General features: G+C 68.1%; 17 protein-coding genes and 3 tRNA genes. 10 read left to right on the top strand and 10 right to left on the bottom strand.

Features of this window, described 5'->3' with window-relative positions:
• Positions 1-61: 61 nt before the first annotated feature.
• Positions 62-1,450: a cation:proton antiporter gene (locus LRM18_RS17205; protein WP_270955123.1), complete on the top strand. Its 1,389-nt coding sequence runs from the start codon at positions 62-64 to the stop codon at positions 1,448-1,450.
• Between the two features lie 82 nt (positions 1,451-1,532).
• On the opposite strand, the gene LRM18_RS17200 is transcribed toward LRM18_RS17205, so the two are convergent.
• Positions 1,533-3,860, bottom strand: a complete 2,328-nt coding sequence (locus tag LRM18_RS17200) for a penicillin acylase family protein (protein WP_270955122.1) — start codon at positions 3,858-3,860, stop codon at positions 1,533-1,535.
• 123 nt (positions 3,861-3,983) lie between these two features.
• Between LRM18_RS17200 and bfr the strand changes: the two genes are divergently transcribed.
• A complete protein-coding gene (gene bfr / locus LRM18_RS17195; RefSeq protein ID WP_005415872.1) occupies positions 3,984-4,472 on the top strand; it encodes a bacterioferritin in 489 nt (162 codons plus the stop codon).
• 398 nt (positions 4,473-4,870) lie between these two features.
• On the opposite strand, the gene parC is transcribed toward bfr, so the two are convergent.
• Together parC and LRM18_RS17185 are read right to left on the bottom strand one after the other, a co-directional pair.
• Positions 4,871-7,114 carry a DNA topoisomerase IV subunit A gene (gene parC, locus LRM18_RS17190; protein ID WP_074725969.1) on the bottom strand — a complete coding sequence of 748 codons (2,244 nt, stop codon included), beginning with the start codon at positions 7,112-7,114 and terminating at the stop codon, positions 4,871-4,873.
• Positions 7,115-7,174: 60 nt separating this feature from the next.
• Positions 7,175-8,056, bottom strand: coding sequence for a helix-turn-helix transcriptional regulator (locus LRM18_RS17185; protein WP_049464952.1), 882 nt, complete (start codon positions 8,054-8,056; stop codon positions 7,175-7,177).
• A gap of 172 nt (positions 8,057-8,228) precedes the next feature.
• On the opposite strand from LRM18_RS17185, the gene emrR reads away from it, so the two are divergent.
• Genes emrR through emrB form a run of 4 tightly spaced genes read left to right on the top strand, consistent with a single transcriptional unit; the run spans position 8,229 to position 12,949 of the window.
• On the top strand, positions 8,229-8,672 hold the full coding sequence (gene emrR / locus LRM18_RS17180; protein ID WP_014646521.1) for a multidrug efflux system transcriptional regulator EmrR: 444 nt from the start codon (positions 8,229-8,231) through the stop codon (positions 8,670-8,672).
• Positions 8,669-10,162, top strand: a complete 1,494-nt coding sequence (gene emrC / locus LRM18_RS17175) for a multidrug efflux transporter outer membrane subunit EmrC (protein WP_053505916.1) — start codon at positions 8,669-8,671, stop codon at positions 10,160-10,162. Before emrR ends, emrC begins: the two co-directional genes overlap by 4 nt.
• A gap of 11 nt (positions 10,163-10,173) precedes the next feature.
• Positions 10,174-11,355 (top strand): multidrug efflux MFS transporter periplasmic adaptor subunit EmrA, encoded by a 1,182-nt coding sequence (gene emrA / locus LRM18_RS17170; protein ID WP_049464945.1) that lies wholly within the window; start codon positions 10,174-10,176, stop codon positions 11,353-11,355.
• Between the two features lie 7 nt (positions 11,356-11,362).
• Positions 11,363-12,949 (top strand): multidrug efflux MFS transporter permease subunit EmrB, encoded by a 1,587-nt coding sequence (gene emrB / locus LRM18_RS17165; protein WP_049464943.1) that lies wholly within the window; start codon positions 11,363-11,365, stop codon positions 12,947-12,949.
• Between the two features lie 155 nt (positions 12,950-13,104).
• On the opposite strand, the gene LRM18_RS17160 is transcribed toward emrB, so the two are convergent.
• Together LRM18_RS17160 and LRM18_RS17155 are read right to left on the bottom strand one after the other, a co-directional pair.
• Positions 13,105-13,189: transfer RNA gene (locus tag LRM18_RS17160), tRNA-Leu, on the bottom strand.
• Between the two features lie 50 nt (positions 13,190-13,239).
• Positions 13,240-14,139, bottom strand: a complete 900-nt coding sequence (locus LRM18_RS17155) for a LysR family transcriptional regulator (RefSeq protein ID WP_270955121.1) — start codon at positions 14,137-14,139, stop codon at positions 13,240-13,242.
• A 100-nt stretch (positions 14,140-14,239) separates the two neighbouring features.
• On the opposite strand from LRM18_RS17155, the gene LRM18_RS17150 reads away from it, so the two are divergent.
• Positions 14,240-14,986: a sulfite exporter TauE/SafE family protein gene (locus tag LRM18_RS17150; protein ID WP_270955120.1), complete on the top strand. Its 747-nt coding sequence runs from the start codon at positions 14,240-14,242 to the stop codon at positions 14,984-14,986.
• 56 nt (positions 14,987-15,042) lie between these two features.
• On the opposite strand, the gene LRM18_RS17145 is transcribed toward LRM18_RS17150, so the two are convergent.
• Positions 15,043-15,127: transfer RNA gene (locus LRM18_RS17145), tRNA-Leu, on the bottom strand.
• Positions 15,128-15,331: 204 nt separating this feature from the next.
• A tRNA-Leu gene (locus tag LRM18_RS17140) sits at positions 15,332-15,416 on the bottom strand.
• Positions 15,417-15,544: 128 nt separating this feature from the next.
• On the opposite strand from LRM18_RS17140, the gene rnr reads away from it, so the two are divergent.
• From rnr to rlmB, 3 genes are all read left to right on the top strand, one after another.
• Positions 15,545-18,010 (top strand): ribonuclease R, encoded by a 2,466-nt coding sequence (gene rnr / locus LRM18_RS17135; RefSeq protein ID WP_064237995.1) that lies wholly within the window; start codon positions 15,545-15,547, stop codon positions 18,008-18,010.
• A 94-nt stretch (positions 18,011-18,104) separates the two neighbouring features.
• Positions 18,105-18,587, top strand: a complete 483-nt coding sequence (locus LRM18_RS17130) for a GFA family protein (RefSeq protein WP_053463544.1) — start codon at positions 18,105-18,107, stop codon at positions 18,585-18,587.
• Between the two features lie 159 nt (positions 18,588-18,746).
• Complete coding sequence (rlmB, locus tag LRM18_RS17125) at positions 18,747-19,490, top strand: 23S rRNA (guanosine(2251)-2'-O)-methyltransferase RlmB (protein WP_103282636.1); 744 nt, start codon at positions 18,747-18,749, stop codon at positions 19,488-19,490.
• A gap of 66 nt (positions 19,491-19,556) precedes the next feature.
• On the opposite strand, the gene LRM18_RS17120 is transcribed toward rlmB, so the two are convergent.
• The 3 genes from LRM18_RS17120 to LRM18_RS17110 are packed head-to-tail and all read right to left on the bottom strand — an operon-like array spanning position 19,557 to position 24,201.
• On the bottom strand, positions 19,557-21,008 hold the full coding sequence (locus LRM18_RS17120) for a TolC family protein (protein ID WP_270955119.1): 1,452 nt from the start codon (positions 21,006-21,008) through the stop codon (positions 19,557-19,559).
• On the bottom strand, positions 21,005-22,963 hold the full coding sequence (locus LRM18_RS17115; RefSeq protein WP_270955118.1) for a MacB family efflux pump subunit: 1,959 nt from the start codon (positions 22,961-22,963) through the stop codon (positions 21,005-21,007). The genes LRM18_RS17120 and LRM18_RS17115 overlap by 4 nt, the downstream gene beginning before the upstream one ends.
• Entirely contained in the window at positions 22,960-24,201 is a 1,242-nt protein-coding gene (locus LRM18_RS17110; RefSeq protein WP_270955117.1) for an efflux RND transporter periplasmic adaptor subunit, read from the bottom strand. Before LRM18_RS17110 ends, LRM18_RS17115 begins: the two co-directional genes overlap by 4 nt.
• Positions 24,202-24,225: the final 24 nt, after the last annotated feature.

Raw genomic sequence — 24,225 nt, 5'->3', positions numbered from 1 at the left:
CACAAACGTCTTAATCCCCTCCGTCCCCTTTTTTGTATGATCGCCCCCCGTACATTGGGGAATGTTCATGGACGTACAGAACGGGGGCCAGGCGCCGCAGATGAAGTGGGGATGGCGCTACCTGGGCTGGGCCGTGGTACCTCTGCTGGCCGGCGTGCTGCTGGCCCGCTATGCCGGGCCGGCTGCGCCCGAAGCGGTTGCGCGTGCCACGGCCGCCACCGAAGGCAGCTGGGCGCAGCACCTGGCGTCACCGCTGGGCCTGTTCCTGCTGCAGCTGCTGGTGCTGCTGCTGGTGGCCAAGAGCGCGGGGGCGCTGCTCAAGCGTCTGGGGCAGCCGGCGGTGATCGGCGAGATGGCGGCCGGCCTGATGATGGGGCCGCTGGTGCTCGGCAGCCTGCTGCCGCAGCTGCAGGGTGCGCTGTTTCCGGCCAGTTCGCTGGGCCCGCTGGGCATGCTCAGCCAGCTGGGCGTGCTGATGTTCCTGCTGGTGGCCGGTGCCGAGCTGGACCTGGCAGCACTGCGTGGACGCCGGCGTTTCGCGTTTACCGTCAGCCATGCCGGCATCGCGGTGCCGTTCGTGCTCGGCGTCGCCCTGGCCATCTGGCTGTATCCGCAGCATGGCCCACAGGGGGTGGGCTTCACGGCATTCGCACTGTTCGTCGGCATTTCGATGAGCATCACCGCCTTCCCCGTGCTGCTGCGCATCCTTGCCGATCGCGGCATCACGCAGACGCCGCTGGGTCAGACCGCCATCGCCTGCGCAGCGTTGGGCGATGCCACCGCGTGGTGCCTGCTGGCATTGATCGTGGCCGCTGCCCAGGCCGGCGGCTGGTTGCCGGCCAGCCTCAACCTGCTGTGCGTGGTCGCGTTCGTGGCACTGATGCTGGGGCTGGTGAAGCCGTGGTTCGCCCGCCAGCAGGTCGCGCCGGGGCGTGAGGGACGCTGGCTGCTCGGCATCCTGCTGCTGTCGCTGGGCAGTGCGCTGGTCACCGAGATGCTGGGCATCCACGCGCTGTTCGGTGCGTTTGCCGCAGGCGTGGCGGTGTCGTCCAACGCGCAGCTGCGTGACCTGTTGATGGCCCGCGTCGAACCGTTCGCGGTGACGCTGCTGCTGCCGTTGTTCTTCGCCATGACCGGGCTGCGCATGCGCGCCGATGCGCTGCAGGCCAGCGACATCGTGCTGTGCATAGTGGTGATTGCGGTGGCCACGACCGGCAAGCTGCTGGGCACCTTCAGTGCCGCGCGCAGTGCCGGCATGCCCACGCGCGAGGCGTGGCGGTTGGGCGCGCTGATGAACACCCGCGGCCTGATGGAGCTGATCGTGCTCAACCTGGGTTACGAACTGGGCCTGCTCGGCGACCGCCTGTTCGCGGTGCTGGTGATCATGGCGCTGGTGACCACGGCGATGACCGGACCACTGCTGAACCTGATCGAGCGGCGCAGGGGCTGACCGTCGAACGGTAGTGCCGGCCGCTGGCCGGCAACCTGACGATGCTGGATACACCTGCATGGATGCCGGCCAGCGGCCGGCACTACCGCGCTGGCACCAGCGTCATGGTGTGCTGCGCCTTGCCGGGCAGGAACGGTGTCGGGCGCCCGTGCACCCAGTCCTCGTGGCCGGCGCCCCAGTACGGTGACAGCGGGTGGCCGCTCTGGCCGCCGGGCATGTGCACGATGCCGTCGGCCTCGTGGCCGGGCGAGACCACCATGCGTTCGGAGGCGCCGAAGTTCGGCGTCTGCACGCGCGGCATGTCGCGGTCGCCGGGCAGGCGGTCGGCCGGCATGCACAGCCAGCGCTTGGCGATGTCCGGCAGCGCCCGTGCGATGGGGTGGCAGATCGCCGCCGTGTTGCGTTCGCCCCAGCTGCGCTTGGCCAGCGGTCCCTGCTTGGTCAGCTCACGTTCGGTACGGCGTGCCGCGTCGATCAGCAGCGCATCCCAGCTGTCGAAGGCCGGGGGCAGCAGGTTGGCCGGACGCTGTTGCAGCATCGGCCAGGCCACGCCTTCCAGCTGTGCCAGGCGCGGCTCCAGGTAGGCATCGCCCAGCTGCGCGTTGGCGGGTGCCAACAGTGCGTCGGACAACGTCTGCATCACCTGCGTACGGAACTCCCGCACCACCCGGTAGCTGACCGAGCTGGCCGAGGCACGGCCGCCCCATTGATGACTGGCCTCCTTCAAACGCTTCAGGGCAGGGTCGTCACTGCGTTCGATGACGTCGTGCAGCAGGGCCCACCAGCGCTGCAGGAACACGGCGCGGTCGTCGAGCTGGATCGCCAGCAGGTCGTGCTCGTCGAAGCGGTCCTGGATGGCGAGCAGATCGCGGATCTGCCGCGCGCGGGCGCCCAGGTCATATCCACCGTTGCCGACATTGGCCAGTGACTCGCCGTCGAGGACGCGGCCGTTGGCGGTCCACAGGCGATGGTTGGGTGGGTCGATCAATGCCGGCGAGGCGTCGCTGCGGATCGGCCAGGGGGCGCAGTCCTGGTTGCTGGCGGCGGTGAAGCCCGCAGGCGCACAGCCCGGACCGCGATCCGGGCGGGCGCCGATCAGGCGCCAGGCGATGCGTCCGCTGCGGTCGCCGACCACCAGGTTCTGTGCAGGAATGCCGGCGCGGTCAGCGAACTGCAGGGCAGCGTCCAGGTCACCGGCACGGGCCAGGTCACCGAAGTCCAGCCGCACCGCACCGGGCAGGTGGGCGACCCAGCGCAGCGCATCACCACTGCCATCGGCGTGGGTATGCAGGATCGGCCCCCAGGCGGTTTCGCGTACCGGGAACCGCACATCGGCCTGGCCGGCCACGGCGATGCGTTCTTCATGCACGGTCACCGCGGCGTTGGCCGGTTCAGTGCGGTAGTCCGCGGTGTCGATGTAGCTGTTGGTGAAACCCCAGGCGACGTGTCCGTTGCTGCCGACGATCACCGCCGGCAGGCCCGGCAGCGAGAAACCGGTGACGTCGACCTGGCCGCCAGCGGCCTGTGGGTCGGGGTAGCGTAGGCGCACGCGGAACCACAGGCCCGGCGCGCGCAGGCCCAGGTGCATGTCGTCGGCGACGATCGCGCGACCGTCGGCGGTAAGCGCCCCGGCCACCGCGAAGTTGTTGCTGCCGACGGCGTCCACCTCTTCCTGCGCGGTGCCGGATTTTCCCTTCAATGTGCGCAGGTCGAGCTGGCTGGCATCGGGCAGGGCGGCGTTGCCGGTGGGGTCGCCGAACAGCGGCGCGTCCCATTCGGTGCCGTCGTGGGCGATCAGCGCGTACAGTGCCGGCGGCACCACCGTGCGGATGCGGCTGAGCGCAAGTTCGGTCTGGTTGCCGGGATCCTGCAGGTCGGCATACATGGCCAGCCCGGCCAGCACGCTGTCGCTGGCCTGCCAGGGCTGCGGTGACTGCCGCAGCAGCAGGTAGGCCCACGGGCGCACGGAGAGACCGGCCAGGCCCTCGTTGACGCCATCCACGTAGGCGCGCACGGCCGCGCCGTTGTCGCCCAGTGCGGCCTGCAGATTCGCCTCGGTGCGTGCACGCAGCCGGTGCACGCGCATGCGCTTGTCGGCGTCGATGGCCTTCGGCCCGAACAGCGCCGACAGCTCGCCAGCGGCACTGCGGCGCATCAGGTCCATCTCGAAATAGCGCTCCTGCGCATGCACGCGGCCCAGCGCGCGCATCGCATCGGTCTGGCTACCGGCCGTGATGGTGACCACGCCCAGCCCATCGCGCTCGATGGTGACCGGCTTGGCCAGCCCCGGCAGCGCATGCTCGCCGTCCAGGTCGGCCAGGCTGCCGCGCAGCAGCAGCCACAGGACCAGTGCGGTGACCAGCACGACGGCGATCACTACGCCCAGCATCCAACGCCATGTACGTCGCATCGCACGTCCTTTCCGAACTCGTGGGCCGATTGTAGCCGCAGGCGCAACTGCGACTGATTCCGATTAGATCACCGTCGCCGGAAATGCGTCACCCTATGCCGCATCGATTCACAGGAGCCCCCCATGAAAGGCAACCCGGACGTCATCGCCTGCCTGAAGGAACTGCTGCGCGGCGAGCTTGCTGCGCGCGACCAGTACTTCATCCATTCCCGCCGCTATGAGGACCAGGGCCTGTTCGCGCTGTACGAGCGCCTGAACCACGAGATGGAAGAGGAAACCCAGCATGCCGACGCGCTGCTGCGCCGGATCCTGTTCCTGGGCGGCGACCCGGACATGCGCCCGCATGCCACCGAGCCCGGCAAGACCGTGGAGGAGATGCTGCAGAAGGATCTCGATACTGAATACGCCGTTCGGAACAATCTCGCCGCCGGCATGAAGCTGTGCGAGGAGAAGGGTGACTACGTGAGCCGCGACATCCTGCTGGCGCAGCTGAAGGACACCGAAGAAGACCACGCCTGGTGGCTGGAACAGCAGCTGGGCCTGATCAAGCGCATCGGCCTGGAGCTGTACCAGCTGAGCAAGATCGACGGCAGCGGCGCCCCGGCGCACTGAGCCACAGGTGGCGCTGGGTAATTCCCGGCGACCACCCGGTAGAGCCGACCGCTGGTCGGCTGCTTTCTGCAGAGCAGCCGACCAGCGGTCGGCTCTACCAGGAGCCAAAGGCAGCCGACCAGCGGTCGGCTCTACCAGGAGCCAGAGGCAGCCGACCAGCGGTCGGCTCTACCAGAAGCACAGCGTTCTGTCGCCCGCCAGCACCGGAGCACCGCGAGCCCGCCTTCGCCCGCCAGCCGCTCCACCGCCCGCCAGCCGACAACGAAAAAGCCGGGGAATGCCCCGGCTTTTTCGTGCCTGACGTCCGTCACAGCGTGCCAACCAAGGCTGACACCTGCCAGGAGCAATAGTCCGGGGTCAGAGCCTGTTCCGTTGGAACGGGATCCGACCCCAAGCCCTCACTCCACCGACAGCCCTTCCACCTTCTGCCAGCCGCGCGGCAGCAGGTGGCCGCGGGTGGCGCGGGCGCCGAGATAGGCGTCGAGCTCGTTGAACTTCAGGCCCATCGTGCGCTGGCCGCTGCGCACCTGCAGGGTCTGCCCCGGGCTGATCGCCACGATGGCGACCACGCGTTCGGTGGCGAGCTTGGCCTTCGGGATCTCGATGATCTTGTTGCCCTTGCCCTTGTCCAGTTCCGGCAGGTCGTTGGCGGCGATCGCCAGCAGGTTGCCCGAACTGGTCACCGCCACGATGCGGTCGGTGGCGACGTTGGCGACCACCGACGGGGTCAGCACCGACGAGCCCGCCGACAGGTTCAGCATCGCCTTGCCGGCCTTGTTGCGGCCGATCAGGTTCTCGAAGCGGGTGACGAAACCGTAACCATGGCTGGAGGCCAGCACGAAGCGGGTGTCCGGCTCGGCGCTGGCCAGGGTCACGAAGCTGGTGCCCGGCGCCGGCGAGAAGCGGCCGGTCAGCGGTTCGCCATTGCCTCGTGCGGAGGGCAGGGTGTGCACCGGCGTCGAGTAGGCGCGGCCCTCGCTGTCGAGGAACGCGACCTGCTGGGTGCTGCGCGCGCGCACCGCGCCCTGCAGTCCGTCGCCTTCGCGGTAGGACAGGGCCGATGCATCGACGTCGTGGCCCTTGGCGGCGCGGATCCAGCCCTTCTCCGACAGCACCACGGTCATCGGCTCGCTCGGCACCAGCTCGGTCTCGTCGATCGCCTGCGCGGCCTGGCGCTGCACCAGCGGCGAACGGCGTGCGTCGCCGAACTTCTTGGCGTCGGCGGTCAGTTCGTCGCGGATCAGTTTCTTCAGCTTGGCCTTGCTGTCCAGGATGCCGAGGATCTTCTCGCGCTCCTTGGCCAGTTCGTCCTGCTCGCCGCGGATCTTCATCTCCTCCAGGCGGGCCAGCTGCTTCAGCTTGGTTTCCAGGATGTACTCGGCCTGTTCCTCGGACAGGCCGAAGCGCGCGATCAGTGCGGCCTTCGGTTCGTCCTCGGTACGGATGATGTGGATCACCTCGTCCAGGTTGAGGAAGGCGACCAGCAGGCCTTCCAGCAGGTGCAGGCGGCGCTCGACCTTCTGCAGGCGGTGCTGCAGGCGGCGGGTCACGGTGTTGCTGCGGAAGATCAGCCATTCGCTGAGCAGCATCTTCAGGTTCTTCACCTGCGGACGCCCATCCAGCCCGATCACGTTGAGGTTGACGCGGTAGCTGCGCTCCAGGTCCGTGGTCGCGAACAGGTGGCCCATCAGCTGGTCGGCGTCGACGCGGTTGGAACGCGGCACCAGCACCACGCGCACCGGGTTGGCGTGGTCGGACTCATCGCGGATGTCCTCCAGCCACGGCAGCTTCTTGGCGCGCATCTGTGCGGCGATCTGCTCGATCACCTTCGACGGCGACACCTGGAACGGCAGGGCGGTGACCACGATGTTGCTGGCTTCCTTGGTGAAGGTCGCACGCGCACGCACGCTGCCGTTGCCGGTCTCGTAGATGGTCCGCAGGTCGTTGGCCGAGGTGATGATCTCGGCGCTGGACGGGTAGTCCGGGCCCTGCACGTGCTCGCACAGGTCGCGCACGCTGGCATCGGGGTTGTCCAGCAGGTGCAGCAGTGCGCTGACGATCTCGTTGAGGTTGTGCGGCGGCACGTCGGTGGCCATGCCCACGGCGATGCCGGTGGTGCCGTTGAGCAGCAGGTGCGGCAGCCGTGCCGGCATCCAGGTCGGCTCCTGCAGGGTACCGTCGAAATTCGGTGCCCAGTCGGTGGTGCCCTGGCCCAGCTCGCCCAGCAGCACTTCGGCGATCGGGGTCAGCTTGGATTCGGTGTAACGCATCGCTGCGAACGACTTCGGGTCGTCGCTGGAGCCGAAGTTGCCCTGGCCTTCGATCAGCGGGTAGCGGTACGAGAACGGCTGCGCCATCAGCACCAGCGCCTCGTAGCACGCGCTGTCGCCGTGCGGGTGGTATTTACCGATGACGTCACCGACGGTGCGCGCGGACTTCTTCGGCTTGGACGCGGCATTCAGGCCCAGCTCGCTCATCGAATAGATGATGCGGCGCTGCACCGGCTTCAGGCCGTCGCCGATGAACGGCAGGGCGCGGTCCAGGACCACATACATCGAGTAGTCGAGGTAGGCGCGCTCGGCGTACTCGCGCAGCGGCAGTTGTTCGAATCCGTGGAACACGGGGCGGGCAAGTTCGGTCATGCGGCGTTGTTACCTGTTGTCGGGAGGCGGCGACGGCGGTCGCCGCTCGCAATCCTGTGATTATCCGGATGCGGCGGGGGATGCCAAGCCGCGTGCAGGGTCCAGCCCGGTTTCCAGGCCGTGCCCGGCCCGCGCCAGGTAGCGCCCGGGGGGCAGCCCGAAGTGGCGGCGGAACACGGTGACGAAGGCGCTGGCGCTGCTGAAGCCCAGCGCATGGGCGATGTCGGCCACGCTGCGGCCGTCGGTCAGTTGGCGCAGGGCCTCGGCCAGGCGTGCCTGCTGCCGCCACTGGGCGAAGCTGAGCGTGGTCTCATCGCGGAAGTGGCGGGTCAGGCTGCGCGGCGACAGGCCGGCCCAATGCGCCCATTCGGCCAGGCTGCGTTCGTCGGACGGATCGGCCAGCAGCTGCGAGGCGATCTTCAGCAGGCGCCGGTCGTGCGGCATCGGCAGGTGCATGCGCTGGCGCGGCGCGGCGCGGATCTCGTCCAGCAGCACGTCGATGATGTGCTGGCGCTCGGGCGTGGTGGCATCGCCCAGCGGCCATTCGCAGATGCGGTCGGCCAGCGCCTGCGCCAGTTTGGACAGTCCCAGCACGCATGGATCGGCAGGCAGGGTGGCGCAGGCGGGCGCGGCCAATGCCATGCCCCAGCCGCGCAGCGGGCCGTCGAGCGTGACCGTATGGGGCTCCAGCGGCGGCATCCAGCCAGCCGAGCCCGGCGCCAGCGACCAGGTGCCATGCGAGGTGCGGGTGGTCAGCAGGCCGCGTTCGACGCAGATCAGCTGGGCGCGCTCGTGGTGGTGCCAGTCGACCTCACGGGCCAGGCCCTGCTGGCTGTCGAAGCGGAAGGCGATGACCGGCGGGCCGTCGTTGCGCTCGAACCAGTCCAATGCCTCATCCCTGAGCAGGCGTTTGGGAACCTGAATTTCTGCCTTGTTCATCATGTCCGCTGGCTGAAATGTGACATCCATTGGCTGGATTGTACTACCGGGCCACCTGACCAGATCATTAAGGTAGGCGCCTTCACTGATCGAGCCCGCTGCTGCAACACAGCATTCGATGCCAGATCGAATATTTCCATTGAGAAATATTTTTTTTGGAAGAGAATGCTCCCCCATGATCTGTCCTGCAACCACTCCCCCCAGCTTCGGCCTGCTGCTGCGCCAGGTGCGCGACGGCCTGGTGCGCCAGCTCGACGCGTCCATGGCGGAAGAAGACCTGGGAATCGGCTTCACCCATTACATCGGGTTGAAGGTGCTTTCCCACATGGCGCCCTGCACCGCCAACGAACTGGCCCAGGCCATCGACCAGGTGCCCAGCGCGGTGACCCGCCTGCTGGACAAGCTGGAGGCGCTGGGCTGCGTCCGCCGCGAGGCGCATGCGCAGGACCGGCGGGCGCTGCAGATCGTACTGACCGACGAAGGCCGTGCGTTGTGGGCGCGGCTGAAGCTGCGCGGCGACGCGGTGATGGATTACGCGCTGCGTGATCTTTCCGCCGATGAGCGCACGCTGCTGCTGTCCCTCCTTACCCGAATCCGCGATTCACTGACGACCCCATGAACCCGATCCCGCATTCCACTTTCCGCCGGTCCGGGCGCGCGCTGCTGGTGTCAGCGCTGGCGCTGGCCCTGGCCGCCTGCGCAAGCAGTCGTGGCCTCAACCCGCAGGGCCACGTGCTTGACGTGGACAGCCTGCACAGCGAACGCACCCTGGCCGACACCGACCTGAGCGCCACCGGCTTCCCGGCGCAGGACTGGTGGAAGGCACTGGGCGATGCGCAGCTGGACGCACTGGTCGCCGAAGGCCTGGCCGGTCATCCGAGCCTGGACGCCGCCGACGCGCGCCTGCGCCAGGCCCAGGCCCAGGTCGGTACCGCGCGCGCCGACGAGCTGCCCAGCCTGTCGGTATCCGGCGGCTACACCGGCCTGCGCCTGCCCGAGTCGATGGTCGGCAGCGAGATGGGCGGCCGCTATGGCGGCAGCAGCCAGGTCGCCTTCGACTTCAGCTACGGCGTGGACCTGTGGGGCGGCAAGCGTGCCGCCTGGGAAGCGGCGGTGGACGGCGCGCACGCCGCCACCGTTGAAGCGCAGGCCGCGCGCCTGAACCTGTCCACCGGCATCACCCAGGCCTATGCCGACCTGGCCTACGCGTGGCAGCTCAACGACGTGGCCGAGGAAGAGCTGAGCCGCTCGCAGAAGTCACTGGAACTGACCCGCCAGCGCCGCCGCGCCGGCATCGACAGTGACCTGCAGGTGCGCCAGGCCGAGGCCCGCGTGCCGGCCGCCCAGCAGCAGGTGCAGGCGGCGCAGCAGCGCATCGATGCGGCGCGCACCGCGCTGGCCGCGCTGGTCGGCAAGGGTCCGGACCGCGGCCTGTCGATCCAGCGCCCGCAGCCGCTGAACCCGCTGGCGCTGCAGCTGCCGGGCGTGCTGCCCAGCGAACTGCTGGGCCGTCGGCCCGACATCGTCGCCGCACGCTGGCGCGTTGAAGCGGCCGACAAGCAGATCAAGGTCGCCAAGACCAAGTTCTACCCAAGCTTCAACCTGACCGCGCTGGCTGGCGTGGTCGCCCCGAACGTGGGCGACCTGCTGAAGAGCAGCTCCACCTTCGCCTACATCGGCCCGGCGCTGAGCCTGCCGATCTTCGAAGGCGGCAAGCTGCGCGCCAACCTGGCCAACACCGACGCGCAGTACGACCTGGCGGTGGCCAACTACAACCAGACCGTGCTCGATGCGCTGCGCGATGTGGCCGACCAGGTCAACGCGGTGCGCTCGCTGGCACAGCAGGCGCAGTCGCAGCAGCAGGCGGTGGACACCGCACGCGCTGCCTTCGACCTGGCCCAGCAGCGCTACCGTGCCGGCATCGGCAGCTACCTGGACGTTCTGAGCGCGCAGTCCACCCTGCTGCAGTCGCAACAGCAGCTGGCCGGCCTGCAGTCGCAGCAGGTACAGACGTCGGTGCGCCTGAGCAAGGCGCTGGGCGGTGGTTTCGTGCCCACTGACGCCGACCGCGCCCCGATCGCCTCCCGTTCCGAATCCTCGCATTCCTGAAGACTTCCGCCATGAGCCAGACCCAAGACACTGCGGCCCCGGCCGCCCCCAACCGCCGCGGCAACCTGTTGCGCGGCCTGTTCGTGATCGTCGTGCTGCTGCTTGCCGCACTGGCGCTGTGGTACTTCATGTTCGGCCGTTGGTTCGAAGAAACCGACGATGCCTACGTGCAGGGCAACCTGGTGCAGATCACCCCGCTGGTGGCCGGTACCGTGGTCGCCATCAACGCCGATGACGGCATGCGCGTGGAGCGCGGCCAGCTGCTGGTGCAGCTGGACCCGTCCGACACCTCGGTGGCGCTGCAGCAGGCCGAGGCCAACCTGGCCAAGACCGTGCGCCAGACCCGTGGCCTGTACCGCAGCGTGGAAGGCGCGCAGGCGGACTTGAATGCCCGCCAGGTGACCCTGAAGCGCGTGCGCGAAGACTTCGCCCGCCGCAAGGACCTGGCCGCCACCGGCGCCATCTCCAACGAAGAACTGGCCCACGCCCGTGACGAGCTGGCCGCTGCCGAAGCGGCCGTGGCCGGTTCGCGCGAGACCGTCGAGCGCAACCGCGCGCTGGTCGACGACACCGTGATCGCCACCCAGCCGGATGTGCAGGCGGCCGCCGCGCAGCTGCGCCAGGCCTTCCTCAACAACGCCCGCGCCGGCATCGTCGCGCCGGTCACCGGCTATGTTGCCCGTCGTTCGGTGCAGGTCGGCCAGCGCGTGCAGCCGGGCAATGCGCTGATGGCGGTGGTGCCGACCGAGCAGATGTGGGTCGAGGCCAACTTCAAGGAAACCCAGCTGCGCCACATGCGCCTGGGCCAGGAAGTGGAGCTGAAGTCGGACCTGTACGCGGGTGACGTGAAGTACAAGGGCCGCATCCAGAGCCTGGGCCTGGGTACCGGCTCGGCGTTCTCGCTGCTGCCGGCGCAGAACGCCAGCGGCAACTGGATCAAGATCGTGCAGCGCGTGCCGGTGCGCATCGCCATCGATGCCAAGCAGCTGGCCGAGCACCCGCTGCGCATCGGCCTGTCGATGAAGGCCGAAGTGAGCCTGCGCGACCAGAAGGGCGAAGTGCTGCCCAGCGCCCCGGCCAAGGGCACCGTGTTCGATACCGACGTGTACGCCAAGCAGCTGCATGATGCCGACGAGGTGATCCACACGATCATCCAGGGCAACCTGCCGCAGCAACAGGCAAAGGTGGGCTGAGGTCGCCATGTCCGCACAAGCTCCAGCCGCACCCGGCGCTCCGGGTGCACCGGCGGCGCCGGGTGCGGCCTCCGGGTTCCTGCCGCCCAGCGTGGCCCTGTGCACCGTGGGCCTGGCGATGGCGTCGTTCATGCAGGTGCTCGACACCACCATCGCCAACGTTTCGCTGCCGACCATCGCCGGCAACCTGGGGGCCAGCTCGCAGCAGGCGACCTGGGTGATCACCTCGTTCGCGGTCAGCACGGCCATCGCGCTGCCGCTGACCGGCTGGCTCAGCCGCCGCTTCGGCGAACGCAAGCTGTTCGTCTGGGCCACGCTGGCCTTCGTCATCACCTCGCTGCTGTGCGGCCTGGCGCAGAGCATGGGCATGCTGGTGCTGTCGCGTGCGCTGCAGGGCTTCGTGGCCGGCCCGATGTACCCGATCACGCAGTCGCTGCTGGTCTCGATCTATCCGCGCGAGAAGCGCGGGCAGGCGCTGGCGCTGCTGGCGATGATCACGGTGGTGGCGCCGATCTGCGGGCCGATCCTCGGTGGCTGGATCACCGACAACTACAGCTGGGAATGGATCTTCCTGATCAACGTGCCGCTGGGCATCTTCGCCGCGCTGGTGGTGGGCAACCAGCTGAAGGGGCGCCCGGAGCAGATCGAGAAGCCGAAGATGGACTACGTCGGCCTGGTCACCCTGGTGATCGGTGTCGGTGCCTTGCAGCTGGTGCTCGACCTGGGCAACGACGAGGACTGGTTCTCGTCGATGAAGATCGTGGTGCTGGCCTGCGTGGCCGTGGTGACGCTGACGGTGTTCCTGATCTGGGAGCTGACCGACAAGGATCCGATTGTCGACCTGAAGCTGTTCCGGCACCGCAACTTCCGCGCCGGCACGCTGGCGATGGTGGTCGCCTACGCGGCGTTCTTCAGCGTGGCGCTGCTGATCCCGCAGTGGCTGCAGCGTGACATGGGCTACACCGCGATCTGGGCGGGCCTGGCAACGGCGCCGATCGGCATCCTGCCGGTGATCATGACCCCGTTCGTGGGCAAGTATGCGTCGCGCTTCGACATGCGCATGCTGGCCACGATCGCCTTCATCGTGCTGTCGATGACCAGTTTCCTGCGCTCGAACTTCAACCTGCAGGTGGACTACATGCACGTGGCCGGCGTGCAGCTGATCATGGGCATCGGCGTGGCACTGTTCTTCATGCCGGTGCTGCAGATCCTGCTGTCGGACCTGGACGGGCGCGAGATCGCCGCGGGCTCGGGCCTGGCCACGTTCCTGCGTACGCTGGGCGGCAGCTTCGCGGCCTCGCTGACGACGTGGCTGTGGGCGCGGCGTACCCAGGTGCACCATGCCGACCTGACCGAACACATCTCGGCCTATCAGCCCGGCATGCAGGACCAGGTCACCGCGATGGGGCAGGGCGACCTGCAGCACGGTGCGGCGGTACTGAACAACATGATCAACCACCAGGCGTCGCAGATGGGCTTCAACGACATCTTCTTCCTGCTCGGCTGGATCTTCCTGGCGATCATCACCTTCCTGTGGCTGGCCAAGCCGCCGTTTGGTGCGGGTGCCGGTGCCGCTTCGGCCGGTGGGCATTGATCGATCCGTGCCGTTGAAACGCAGAAACCCCGCCGCAAGGCGGGGTTTTTCTTTTGGGGGATCCACGCCGTGCGTGGATGGATCTCGGGGCGTGTGGATTCCCTGGCCCCGGAAACGAAAAAACCCGCTTTCGCGGGTTTGATCATCTTGAGTCGTGGTGCCCAGGAGAGGACTCGAACCTCCACGGTTTTACCCGCTAGTACCTGAAACTAGTGCGTCTACCAATTCCGCCACCTGGGCGACTCAGGAGGTGAATTGTGCGGGACCACAGCAGATGTGTCAACAACATTTCACGCTTTTTTCTGCGGCTGCACGCCTAGGTGATGCAGCAGGCTGCGCATCGCCGGTGACAGCTGCGCCCACTCGGCAAAACAGGCGCACAGGCGGCGTTGTGCCCATGCATCGGAGAGCGCTACGCCGACGGTGCGCGTGCTGCGCCGATGCTGGCGGGCGATGGTCCGCGGCACGATACCGACACCGATGCCGTGGCCGACCATGATGCACACGCCTTCGAAAGTCTTCATGCGGATGCGCACGTCCAGCCGGCGCCCGATGTCGCGCGCCTGGTCTTCGATGTAGGTCTGCAGTGCATTGCCCTCGGCCAGGGCAACGAAGGTCTCTCCGGCAACCTCGGCAAAAGCCAGGCTGCGCCGGGTCGCGAGGCGGTGGTCGGCCGGCAGCAGCATCACCAGGGGATCATCGGCGACCACGTGCTGCTGCAGGCCGGCAGCGTCGACCGCATCACTGATGATGCCGGCCTCGGCCTGGCCCGCGTTGATCGCACGCACGACCTCGGGGCTGGTGCGCTCCAGCAGTTCCACGTGCAGGCGTGGGCGCTCGGCCAGCCACGGCGCGAGCCGCGAGGGCAGGTAGTTGGTCAGCGCAGCGGTGTTGGCATACAGATGCAGGGTGCCGCGCGCACCCTGCGCGAACGCCTGCAGTTCACCGCGCAGCTGCGCCTGCTGCTGCAGGATCAGGCGTGCATGGTGGGCGAGGGCGGCACCGGCTTCGGTGAGGCTGACGCCGCGCGGATGCCGGTTCAACAGCGCGGTGCCGGCGTCCGTTTCGATCGTGCGCAGGCGCTCGCTGGCCGAAGCCAGTGCCAGGTTCGCCTGCGCTGCGCCGGCCGTGATGCTGCCGGCCTCGGCGATCGCAAGGAACAGGCGCAGGTCGGCGATATCCATCCGCATGGGGGTGCCCTCATCGCAACGGCTGAGCCTTCGGATCAGCCGAAGGCGAGGCCGGGAAGACCGCATTGTGCGCCTGGCGACGGCCCGATCCAATGACGGCATGAATGAATCGACGTACTTCTATCTGTTGCTGGTGGTGGTGTTCGTGCTGGCCGGCGTGGTCAAGGGCGTGACAGGGATGGGGTTGCCGACGGTGGCGATGGGCCTGCTGGGCAGCACCCTGTCACCGGTGGCGGCGGCGTCGATGCTGTTCATTCCGACCTTCGTCACCAATGCATGGCAGCTGTTGTCCGGACCGTCGCTGGGTCGCATCGTGCGCCGACTGTGGCCGATGATGCTGGCGGCGGTGGGGGTGACGCTGGGTTCAGCGGCGCTGCTGGTGCGGGTCGATCGCACCGCATCGCGCATTGCACTCGGCGTGGCGCTGGTGGTCTATGCCGCCTATGCGCTGCTTGCGCCGGTGTTCCGCGTGCCGCAGCGACGCGAGCGCTGGCTGGGGCCGCTGGTGGGGGCACTGTCGGGCGTGGTGACCGGGGCCACCGGCGTGTTCGTGATGCCGGCAGTGCCGTACCTGCAGTCGCTCGGGCTGCAGCGCGACGAGCTGGTGCAGGCGCTGGGGCTGGCGTTCACCGTGTCGACGATATCGCTGACCGCCGGGCTGGTGCTGCACGGTGCATTCGGTATCCAGCAACTGGGCCTGAGTGCACTGGCCGTGCTGCCGGCGTTGCTGGGCATGTGGCTGGGGCAACTGATCCGGCAGCGGATCAGCGCACGGGTATTCCGCGCCTGCTTCCTGGGGTTCCTGCTGCTGCTCGGGCTGGAGCTGGTGCTGCGGCCGTTGTTCTGATGCCGGATTCCGGGCATGAAAAAACCCGCTTTCGCGGGTTTTTCTCATTCTCGACGTGGTGCCCAGGAGAGGACTCGAACCTCCACGGTTTTACCCGCTAGTACCTGAAACTAGTGCGTCTACCAATTCCGCCACCTGGGCGTCGAGGAGCGAGATTATGGGGTGCCGTGACGGGGGTGTCAACACTTTTCGTGGGCCTGGTGTGGACCCCGTTTCGCCTGCGGGATGGGCTCTGACCCCATCCCACTCGCTTGGGGTCAGAGCCCTTTCCTCTGGAAAGGGATCCGACCCCGCTGCCGGATCACAGGCAAAAAAAATCCCCGCCGAAGCGAGGAGTTTTTTCGTTGGTGCCCAGGAGAGGACTCGAACCTCCACGGTTTTACCCGCTAGTACCTGAAACTAGTGCGTCTACCAATTCCGCCACCTGGGCGTTCCAGAGGCGCAATTGTGAAGATGAATCCGCAGGCTGTCAACGACTTCCTGAATATTTTTGACGCGATCGCCTGAAGGCGACCGCTGACCCGTTCTGCACGCCGCCAGCGGCTACCATGTAGGGCGATGACTACCAAAAAACCAAGCAAGGGCGGGAAGCCATCCCGCGGCCAGGCCCCGAACAAAGGCGCCAAGGCGGGCGCAGCCCGCACCACCAAGCCGGGCAAGCCATTGCCGGGCTGGTTTCCCGAATTGAATGAAGGCAGCGCACCGCCGCGCGGCCGCAAGGCCCGAGGCGCCGACGCTGCGGCACCCGGCCCGGCCCCGGGCCGCAAGCTGCCGCCGGCCGGCAAGGTGATCGACGATCCCTATGCCGCCCGCGAAGCCGAGAAGTACGAACAGCCCATCGCCAGCCGCGAGGCCATCCTGGCCCTGCTGGAGCGTTGCGAGGGGCCGCAGACGGCAGAGGAACTGGGCGCACGCCTGGGCCTGACCGCCCCGGACCGTGCCGAAGCACTGTCGCGCCGGCTCGGCGCCATGGTCCGCGATGGCCAGCTGGTGCAGAACCGCCGGGGCGGCTTCGCCCCGATCCAGACCCTGAACCTGGTCACCGGCGTGGTGATCGCCAACCCGGAAGGATTCGGTTTCCTGCGTCCGGTCGAGGGCGGCGACGACCTGTTCCTGCCGCCGTATGAAATGCGCAAGGTCATGCACGGTGACAAGGTGCTGGCCCGCGTGACCGGCATCGACCACCGTGGCCGCCGCGAAGGCAGCATCGCCCGCGTGCTGGAGCGCGGCATGACCCGCCTGATCGGCCGTTTCAGTGTCGAGATGGGCATCAATTACGTGGTGCCTGACGACAAGCGCGTGCAGCGCAACGTGCAGGTGCCGCCGGACCAGACCGGCGGTGCGCGCGATGGCCAGCTGGTGGTCTGCGAACTGACCCAGGCACCGGACAGCCGCCGTCCGCCGATCGGCCGCATCATTGCCGTGCTCGGCGACAAGCTGACCGCTTCGCTGGTAGTGGAGACCGCCATCCACGGCCATGAGCTGCCGTTCGAGTTCCCGCAGGAGGTGCTGGACGAAGCCGCCTCGGTGCCGCTGGTGGTCGAGCCGGCGATGATCGGCGACCGCGTCGACCTGCGCAGCACGCCGCTGGTCACCATCGACGGTGAAGATGCCAAGGACTTCGACGACGCGGTGTACTGCGAGCCGAATGCCGATGGCTTTCGCCTGGTGGTGGCGATTGCCGATGTCTCCAATTACGTCCGCCCCGGCACGCCGCTGGACGAAGAGGCGCAGAAGCGTGCCACCTCGGTGTACTTCCCGGGCTTCGTGGTGCCGATGCTGCCGGAGACGCTGTCCAACGGCATCTGCTCGCTGATGCCGAAGGTGGACCGCATGTGTTTCGTCTGCGACATGCAGATCGACCGCGATGGCCTGGTCACGCATTCGCGCTTCTACGAAGCCGTGATGAACTCGCACGCGCGCCTGACCTACACCCAGGTGTGGAAGGCGGTGGGCGAGGACGATGCCGAGACCCAGGCCTGGATGGGGGATCTGTTGCCGCACGTGCAGCGCCTGCACCAGCTGTACAAGGTGCTGTCGAAGGCGCGCGCCAAGCGCGGCGCCATCGAGTTCGAAAGCAGCGAAGTGCGCTTCGTGCTGGACAATCGCGGTGAAGTCACCCAGGCCGGCATGCTGGTGCGCAACGACGCGCACAAGCTGATCGAGGAATGCATGATCGCGGCCAACGTCGAGGCGGCGAAGTACCTGCTGTCGCGCCACGTGCCGGCGCCGTACCGCATCCACGAGAAACCACCGGAAACCAAGTACGCCGACCTGCTCGAGTTCCTCAAGGAGTTCAAGCTGAGCCTGCCGCCGTGGTCGAAGGTGCGCCCGGGCGATTACACCAAGCTGCTGAAGAAGATCCGTGACCGCCCCGATGCCACGCTGCTGGAGTCGGTGCTGCTGCGCAGCCAGAGCCTGGCCATCTACAGCCCGGAGAACCACGGCCACTTCGGCCTGGCGCTGGAGGCGTACGCGCACTTCACTTCGCCGATCCGCCGCTACCCCGACCTGCTGGTGCACCGCGCGATCAAGCATGCGCTGTCCGGCAAGCCACTGGACAAGTTCACCTACAACGCCCGCGAGATGGCCGCGCTGGCGCTGCAGTGCTCCGAGCGCGAGCGCCGTGCCGACGAAGCCGAGCGCGAGGTCGACGAGCGTTACCGCGCGGCGTGGATGGAAAAGCACGTCGGCGGCCAGTTCGACGGCGTGATCAGCGGCGTGACCAGCTTCGGCCTGTTCGTGGAGCTGGACGAGTCGAAGGTGCAGGGCCTGGTGCATGTCACCCAGCTGCCGCAGGACTATTACAAGTTCGACGCGACCCGCAAGACGCTGACCGGCGAGCGCCGCGGCAGCAGCTACCGGCTGGGCGACCGCGTACGCATCCTGGTGCTGAAGGCCAGCATGGAAGAGCGCAAGATCGACTTCCGCCTGGTCGAACACAAGGGTGAGGACGAGGGCGAAAGCCTGCCGCCGCTGCCCGAGCGTGGCAAGCCGGCCAAGCGGAAGAAAGAGAAATATTGATGACCGTGGTAGTGCCGGCCGCTGGCCGGCATCCATGGCACCCTCGGCACCGACGGGTTGCCGGCCAGCGGCCGGCACCACCAGGAGACATCGCATGCAGGGCCAACCCGAATACAGCGGTGGCTGCCAGTGCGGCGCGATCCGCTTCCACGTGCGTGGCGCGCTGACCGACAGCTCGATCTGCCACTGCCGCATGTGCCAGAAGGCCTTCGGCGCCTACTACGCGCCGCTGGTGTCGGTGCGCGGGGTGCAGTTCAGCTGGACCCGCGGCCAGCCGCGCCATTTCCAGTCATCCAACGTGGTCCGCCGTGGCTTCTGTGGCGACTGCGGCACGCCGTTGACCTACGAGGCGCCTGATGGCGTGGCCGTGGCTGCCGGCGCATTTGACGAACCCGAGCGCCTGCCGCCGAGGATCCAGTACGGGATCGAGCGCAAGCTGCCATTCCTCGACAGCCTGGCCAGCCTGCCGGCACGGCGTACCGAGGAGGACCTCGCTGCGCTGGATTTCCTGGCCACCCTTGAGTCCCACCAGCATCCCGACCACGACACCCCGCACTGGCCGCCGCGCAGCCGATGATCCACCTGCAGGCCGAGCCCACGCTCGGCTGCTCTGGGTCCAGGCTTCATCGGCCCCCGCCAGGCGAGCAGGGGCTCGGCGCTACAGCGGGGCGGCCGGTCGCAGCGCCCGGCCTGCCGATGCTCTACCATAGCCACCCCCTTTCCGGTCCCCGCCCGCATGAGCAAGAACAGCCAGTGGATCGTCGGCGTCAACGCCGTCGCCTCCTCCATCGAGAACGACGCCGAGAACGTCCGCGAAGTGCTGGTCGAGGCCGGTGCGAAGAATCCGCGCCTGACCGAGATCGAGGAGAACGCCCGCCGCAAGGGCATCGACGTGCGCAAGGTGAACGCCCAGGCACTGGACGGTGTCGGCGGTTCGGTGCGGCACCAGGGCGTGGCCGCGCGCTATGCCGCCGCCCGCACCTACAATGAGAACGAGCTGGAAGGCCTGGTCAGCGCAGCCGAGGGCAAGGCCCTGCTGCTGGTGCTGGACGAGGTGCAGGACCCGCACAACCTCGGCGCCTGCCTGCGCTCGGCCGCGGCCGCCGGTGCCACCGCGGTGATTATCCCGAAGGACAAGTCGGCCACGGTCAATGCCACTGTGCGCAAGACTTCGGCCGGCGCCGCCGACCTCATCCCGGTGGTGGCAGTGACCAACCTGTCGCGCTGCCTGAAGGACCTGCAGAAGCAGGGCGTGTGGATCTACGGCCTGGCCGGTGAGGCCACCGCCTCGCTGTACCAGCTGGACCTGAAGGGCAACATTGCCCTGGTGCTGGGCGGCGAAGCCGACGGCCTGCGCCGGCTGACCCGCGAGAACTGCGATGGCCTGGTCAAGATCCCGATGCCTGGCGAAATCGAGAGCCTGAACGTTTCGGTCGCCGCCGGCGTCAGCCTGTTCGAGGCCGTGCGCCAGCGCGGTTGACCAGCCAGCGCGATGTGATCGGGGTCAGATTGCTTTTCCAATGGGAAAAGGAGTCTGACCCCTTTTTCATGTCCCGCGTCGACCCGCACTGCCGCCCAGTGCCTTGAACAGGGTCACGTCGTTGTTCAGCTGGCCCTGGCGCGCACGCGCCAGCGACAGCTCTGCGTCGCGCCGGGTCTGCTGCGCTTCCAGCCAGGTGCGCAGGTCGGTGGCACCCACGCGGTAACGCACTTCCTGTGCGCGCTCCACTTCCACTGCTTCGTCGTACGAAGCCTGCGAGGCCGCCACCTGGCGCGCCAGCTGTTCGCGGGCCGACAGCGCGTTGTCCACTTCCGAGAGCGCGGTGTACAGCGTCTTGCGGAAATTGGTCGCGGCGATCTGGTAGGCGGTGCCGGCGATATCGGTATCCAGCTGCGCACGCTGCAGGTTGAGGAAGGGGAGCGACAGTCCGGCCCCGAGCGTGGCGACCGGGTTGCGCAGCACATCACCCAGCGACGTCGCGCTGGAGCCCAGGCTGCCGGTCAGGCTCAGCGCCGGGTAGTACTGGGTGGCAGTGACCTTGATCGTCTTCAGGCTGTTGCGCAGGCGCAGTTCCGCTGCACGCAGGTCGGGCCGGCGGCCGAGCAGGTCGGTCGGCAGGCCTTCGGCGATGGGCGGGCTGCGTGCGCCCAGCAGGTCCTGCGGCTCGTCCTGCTGCGGCCACGGCGTGCCGTCCAGCAGCACGGTCAGCGCGTTGCGTACCTCCACCCGCTGCTGTTCCAGCGCACTCTGCGCCGAGCGCTGCGACTGCAGGTTCTGCAGCGCCTGGCGCACTTCCAGGCGCGATACCGCGCCGGCGTCGAAGCGGGCCTGCACCAGTTCCCGGGTGCGTTCCAGGCGCTCCAGGTTGGCCTGGCCGGTGGCGATCGACTGGTTGAGGTAAGCCAGGTTCCAGTACTGGGTGATGGTGTCGCCGATCACCAGCAGGGCGGTGTTCTGCCGGTCTTCCTCGCTGGCTTCGGCCTCCCAGCGGGCGATGTCGCGCTGGGTCCTCAGGCGCCCCCATAGGTCCACTTCCCAGCCCAGCGAGACGCCGGTGGAATAGCTGCGGCGCCAGTCGTCGGCTTGGTCGGTGGCGCGGCTGGCGCTGCCGCTCACGCCGGAGGACGAAGGCTGCGGCCACAACGCGTTGCTGGCCAGGCCGGCCTGCAGGCGCGAACGTTGCACGGCCAGGCCGGCGGCGGCCAGATCGCTGTTGGCGGCCAGCGCCTGCGCCACCAGGCGGTCCAGGCGTTCATCGCCGAAGCCGGTCCACCAGGTGTCCTGGCGGATGTCGCGGCCCGGTGTATCCAGGCTGCTGCGCGGGTCGTCGGCCGGCGCGTTGAGGGTGGCATCGCCACGCCCATACTGCGCCGCCACGGCCGGGTCATGCACCGGGTAGCGGCCGACCGACGCGCAGCCGGACAGGGCAAGTACAACGGCACCGGCCAGCAGCAGGTGCCGGGGAGCGGGGAAGGGCAGTCGGATCATCTTCTTCATTCGCGGGCCAGGGCCTCCACCGGATCGAGTTGCGCAGCGTTGCGTGCGGGCAGGAAGCCGAACGCCACGCCGATCAGGGTCGAGCAGGCGAACGCCGCAACGATCGAGGCCGTGGAGAACAGCACCTGGAAATCGCTGGCGAAGCGGCCGATCATCGAGCCCAGCAGCAGCGCCAGGCCGATGCCGAGCACGCCGCCGAGCAGGCACACCAGCACCGCCTCGATCAGGAACTGCTGGCGGATATCACTCTGACGCGCACCCACCGCCATGCGCACCCCGATCTCGCGGGTGCGCTCGGTGACTGACACCAGCATGATGTTCATCACGCCGATGCCACCGACCAGCAGTGCGATGGCGGCGATGGCACCGATCAGCAGGGTCATCGTGCGCGTGGTCTGCTCGATGGTTTCGCGGATTTCGGCGCTGTTGCTGAGGAAGAAGTCCTCGGTGCCATGGCGCAGGGTCAGCAGGCGGGTAATTGCCTCCTGCGCCGCATCCATCGGCGTGTCGTCGTCCACGCGCACGGTGATGCTGGACACGTGGCTCTGGCCGAGCATGCGCGACATCACCGTGGTGTACGGCACCCACACACTGAGGCTGGTGCTGCCACCGAAACCGAAGCTCTGCCGCTTGGCCACGCCCACCACGCGCGCCGGCACGTTGCCGAGCAGGATCACCTGGCCGACCGGATCGACATCCGGGAAGAACTGGGCCTGGGTGTTCTCGTCGATCACCGCCACCTGGCCCAGGCCCTTCACCGCGTCGGCATCGAAGAAGCTGCCGCTGAGCAGGGTCACGCCCTTGACCCGGAAGAACTGCTCGCCCACGCCGCTGACCTGCGCGGTGGACGACTGGTTGCGGTAGCGCGCGGTGACCGAGGTCGACACGCTGGGCGTGGCGCTGTCCACGTAGGTCTGCCTTGCCAGCGCATCGGCATCGCTGGCCTTCAGTGTCTGCACCCGTGCCGAACGCATGTCGCCGAAACCGCGACCGGGGTAGACGTCGATGGTGTTGGTGCCGAGCGCGCTGATGTTCTGCAGGATCTGCTGCTGCGAGCCGTTGCCCAGCGCCACCACCGACACCACCGAGGCGATGCCGATGATGATGCCGAGCATGGTCAGGAAGGTGCGCAGCCGATGTGCGTTCATCGCCAGCAGGGCCATGCGGAACGCTTCGGTGAAGCGGTCGCGTGCCGCCCGCCAGCTGTTGCCGTGGGCGACGCCGGTGCTGGCCTCGCGCTGTGCGCGGTAGCTCGGTGCGTTCGGATTGGCGCGGTCGGCGATGATCTCGCCGTCGCGGATCTCGATGATGCGCTGCGCGTGTTCGGCCACGTTCATGTCGTGGGTGACGATGATGATGGTGTGGCCTTCGGCATGCAGCTCGCCGAGGATGGCCATCACTTCCTCGCCGGATTTCGTGTCGAGCGCGCCGGTCGGCTCGTCGGCCAGGATCACCTCGCCACCGTTCATCAGGGCACGCGCGATCGACACGCGCTGCTGCTGGCCACCGGACAGCTGGCCCGGCTTGTGATGCATGCGATCACCCAGGCCCAGGCGCTGCAGCAGTTGCTCGGCACGCGCGTTGCGCACGGCACCGGGGCTGCCGGCATACACCGCCGGCACCTCCACGTTGCCGCGCGCATCCAGGTCGCCGAGCAGGTGGTAGCGCTGGAAGATGAAGCCGAAATGCTCGCGGCGCAGTTCGGCCAGTTCGTCCGGCTGCATCCGTCCGGTTTCGCGGCCGGCCACCTGGTAGCTGCCGCGGGTGGGGCGGTCGAGGCAGCCGAGGATGTTCATCAGCGTCGACTTGCCCGAGCCGGACTGGCCGACGATGGCCACCATCTCACCGGCGTGGATGTCCAGATTGACGTCGCGCAGTACGGCGATCACCTCGTCGCCGGCCGGGAATTCACGTCGCAGGTCGCGCAGGCGCAGCAGCGGCGCCGTCGTGCTCATCGGCGCCCCATGCCCGGGCCACCGACCCGCATCGGCATGCCGCCGCGGTTGCCGCCGCTGGCACCGGCACCGGCGGCGCTGGCTTCGCCGACCACCACGCGCTCGCCTTCCTTCAATCCGGACAGTATCTCGGCGGAGGCGCCGTTGTTGATGCCCACCGTGACCTTGCGCGGCTGCGGCTGGCCCTTGTCGTCCAGCACCCGCACCATGCGCTCGTTTCCACGGCGCTTCGGCCCCAGCGCCACCGCCGGCACCATCAGCACGCCCTTGGCCTGCTTGAGCAGTACCGAGACCTGCGCGGTCATGTCGATGCGCAGCGTGCCGTCGGGATTCTCCACGTCGAACAGCGCGTTGTAGTAGACCGCGCTGCTGGAACTGGAACTGGACGAACTGCTGGAGCTGGAGGAGCTTTCGTTGGCGATCGAGGCCGGCGCCGGATTGATCTGGCGCAGGGTGGCGTGATACTTGCGGTCCGGATCGCCCAGGGTGGTGAAGTACACCGGCATGCCGGGCTTGATCTTGACCACGTCGGCTTCGGAGATCTCGGCATTGACCGTGACCACGTCCAGCCGCGCCAGCATCACGATGGTCGGTGCGGTCTGGTTGGCGTTCACGGTGCGGCCTTCTTCGGCCACCACCGCCACCACGGTGCCATCCATCGGCGCGGTAATGCGGGTGTAGGCCAGGTTGGCGCGGGCGGTGCCCAGCTCGGTTTCGCGGCCCTTGATCTGTGCCTCATAGGACTGCAGCTGGGCGCGGGCGGTCTTCAGCTGCGCCTCGGCGGCATCGTACTCCTGGCGCGAGGTGGCCTCGGCGGCCAGCATCTGCTGCTGCCGCGCGAATTCCAGTTCGGCCTGGCGCAGGGTGGCCTGCTGCACGGCGCGCTGCGCGGTGACCTGGTCCAGCGAGGCCTGCGCGTTGAGCACCTGGTTCTGCTGGGTGGTGGCGTCGATCTCGGCGATCAGGTCGCCTTCCTTCACCGTATCGCCCAGCTGCACCTTCAGCGACTTGATCTGGCCCGAGGCCTGCGCGCCGACGCTGACCAGCTTGTAGGCATCGATCACGCCGGTCGCGTCCACGGTCTGCTCGATGTCACCGCGGCTGACCGGCGAGGTGGCCACGGCCGGGGCGGTGGGCTTGCGCAGCAGCCACCAGGCGGTGGCGGCGACGATCAGGGCAAGCAGGGCGATCAGCATCAGGCGACCCCGGCGGGTCGCGGGCAACAGGCGGAACGTCACGTGGTGGCTTCACTCTCTGGACCG

Origin of the sequence: Stenotrophomonas sp. PI_27, from assembly GCF_027854495.1 — a bacterium.
GTDB lineage: Bacteria > Pseudomonadota > Gammaproteobacteria > Xanthomonadales > Xanthomonadaceae > Stenotrophomonas > Stenotrophomonas pavanii.
The sequence above is the reverse complement of the archived record's forward strand: the minus strand, read 5'-3'. Positions and strand labels throughout refer to the sequence as shown.

Bases quoted from the DNA above. Each gene is read 5' to 3' on its own strand.
- LRM18_RS17205 (WP_270955123.1), top strand. From the start codon at position 62: ATGTTCATGGACGTACAGAACGGGGGCCAGGCGCCGCAGATGAAGTGG.
- LRM18_RS17200 (WP_270955122.1), bottom strand. From the start codon at position 3,860: ATGCGACGTACATGGCGTTGGATGCTGGGCGTAGTGATCGCCGTCGTG.
- bfr (WP_005415872.1), top strand. From the start codon at position 3,984: ATGAAAGGCAACCCGGACGTCATCGCCTGCCTGAAGGAACTGCTGCGC.
- parC (WP_074725969.1), bottom strand. From the start codon at position 7,114: ATGACCGAACTTGCCCGCCCCGTGTTCCACGGATTCGAACAACTGCCG.
- LRM18_RS17185 (WP_049464952.1), bottom strand. From the start codon at position 8,056: ATGATGAACAAGGCAGAAATTCAGGTTCCCAAACGCCTGCTCAGGGAT.
- emrR (WP_014646521.1), top strand. From the start codon at position 8,229: ATGATCTGTCCTGCAACCACTCCCCCCAGCTTCGGCCTGCTGCTGCGC.
- emrC (WP_053505916.1), top strand. From the start codon at position 8,669: ATGAACCCGATCCCGCATTCCACTTTCCGCCGGTCCGGGCGCGCGCTG.
- emrA (WP_049464945.1), top strand. From the start codon at position 10,174: ATGAGCCAGACCCAAGACACTGCGGCCCCGGCCGCCCCCAACCGCCGC.
- emrB (WP_049464943.1), top strand. From the start codon at position 11,363: ATGTCCGCACAAGCTCCAGCCGCACCCGGCGCTCCGGGTGCACCGGCG.
- LRM18_RS17155 (WP_270955121.1), bottom strand. From the start codon at position 14,139: ATGCGGATGGATATCGCCGACCTGCGCCTGTTCCTTGCGATCGCCGAG.
- LRM18_RS17150 (WP_270955120.1), top strand. From the start codon at position 14,240: ATGAATGAATCGACGTACTTCTATCTGTTGCTGGTGGTGGTGTTCGTG.
- rnr (WP_064237995.1), top strand. From the start codon at position 15,545: ATGACTACCAAAAAACCAAGCAAGGGCGGGAAGCCATCCCGCGGCCAG.
- LRM18_RS17130 (WP_053463544.1), top strand. From the start codon at position 18,105: ATGCAGGGCCAACCCGAATACAGCGGTGGCTGCCAGTGCGGCGCGATC.
- rlmB (WP_103282636.1), top strand. From the start codon at position 18,747: ATGAGCAAGAACAGCCAGTGGATCGTCGGCGTCAACGCCGTCGCCTCC.
- LRM18_RS17120 (WP_270955119.1), bottom strand. From the start codon at position 21,008: ATGAAGAAGATGATCCGACTGCCCTTCCCCGCTCCCCGGCACCTGCTG.
- LRM18_RS17115 (WP_270955118.1), bottom strand. From the start codon at position 22,963: ATGAGCACGACGGCGCCGCTGCTGCGCCTGCGCGACCTGCGACGTGAA.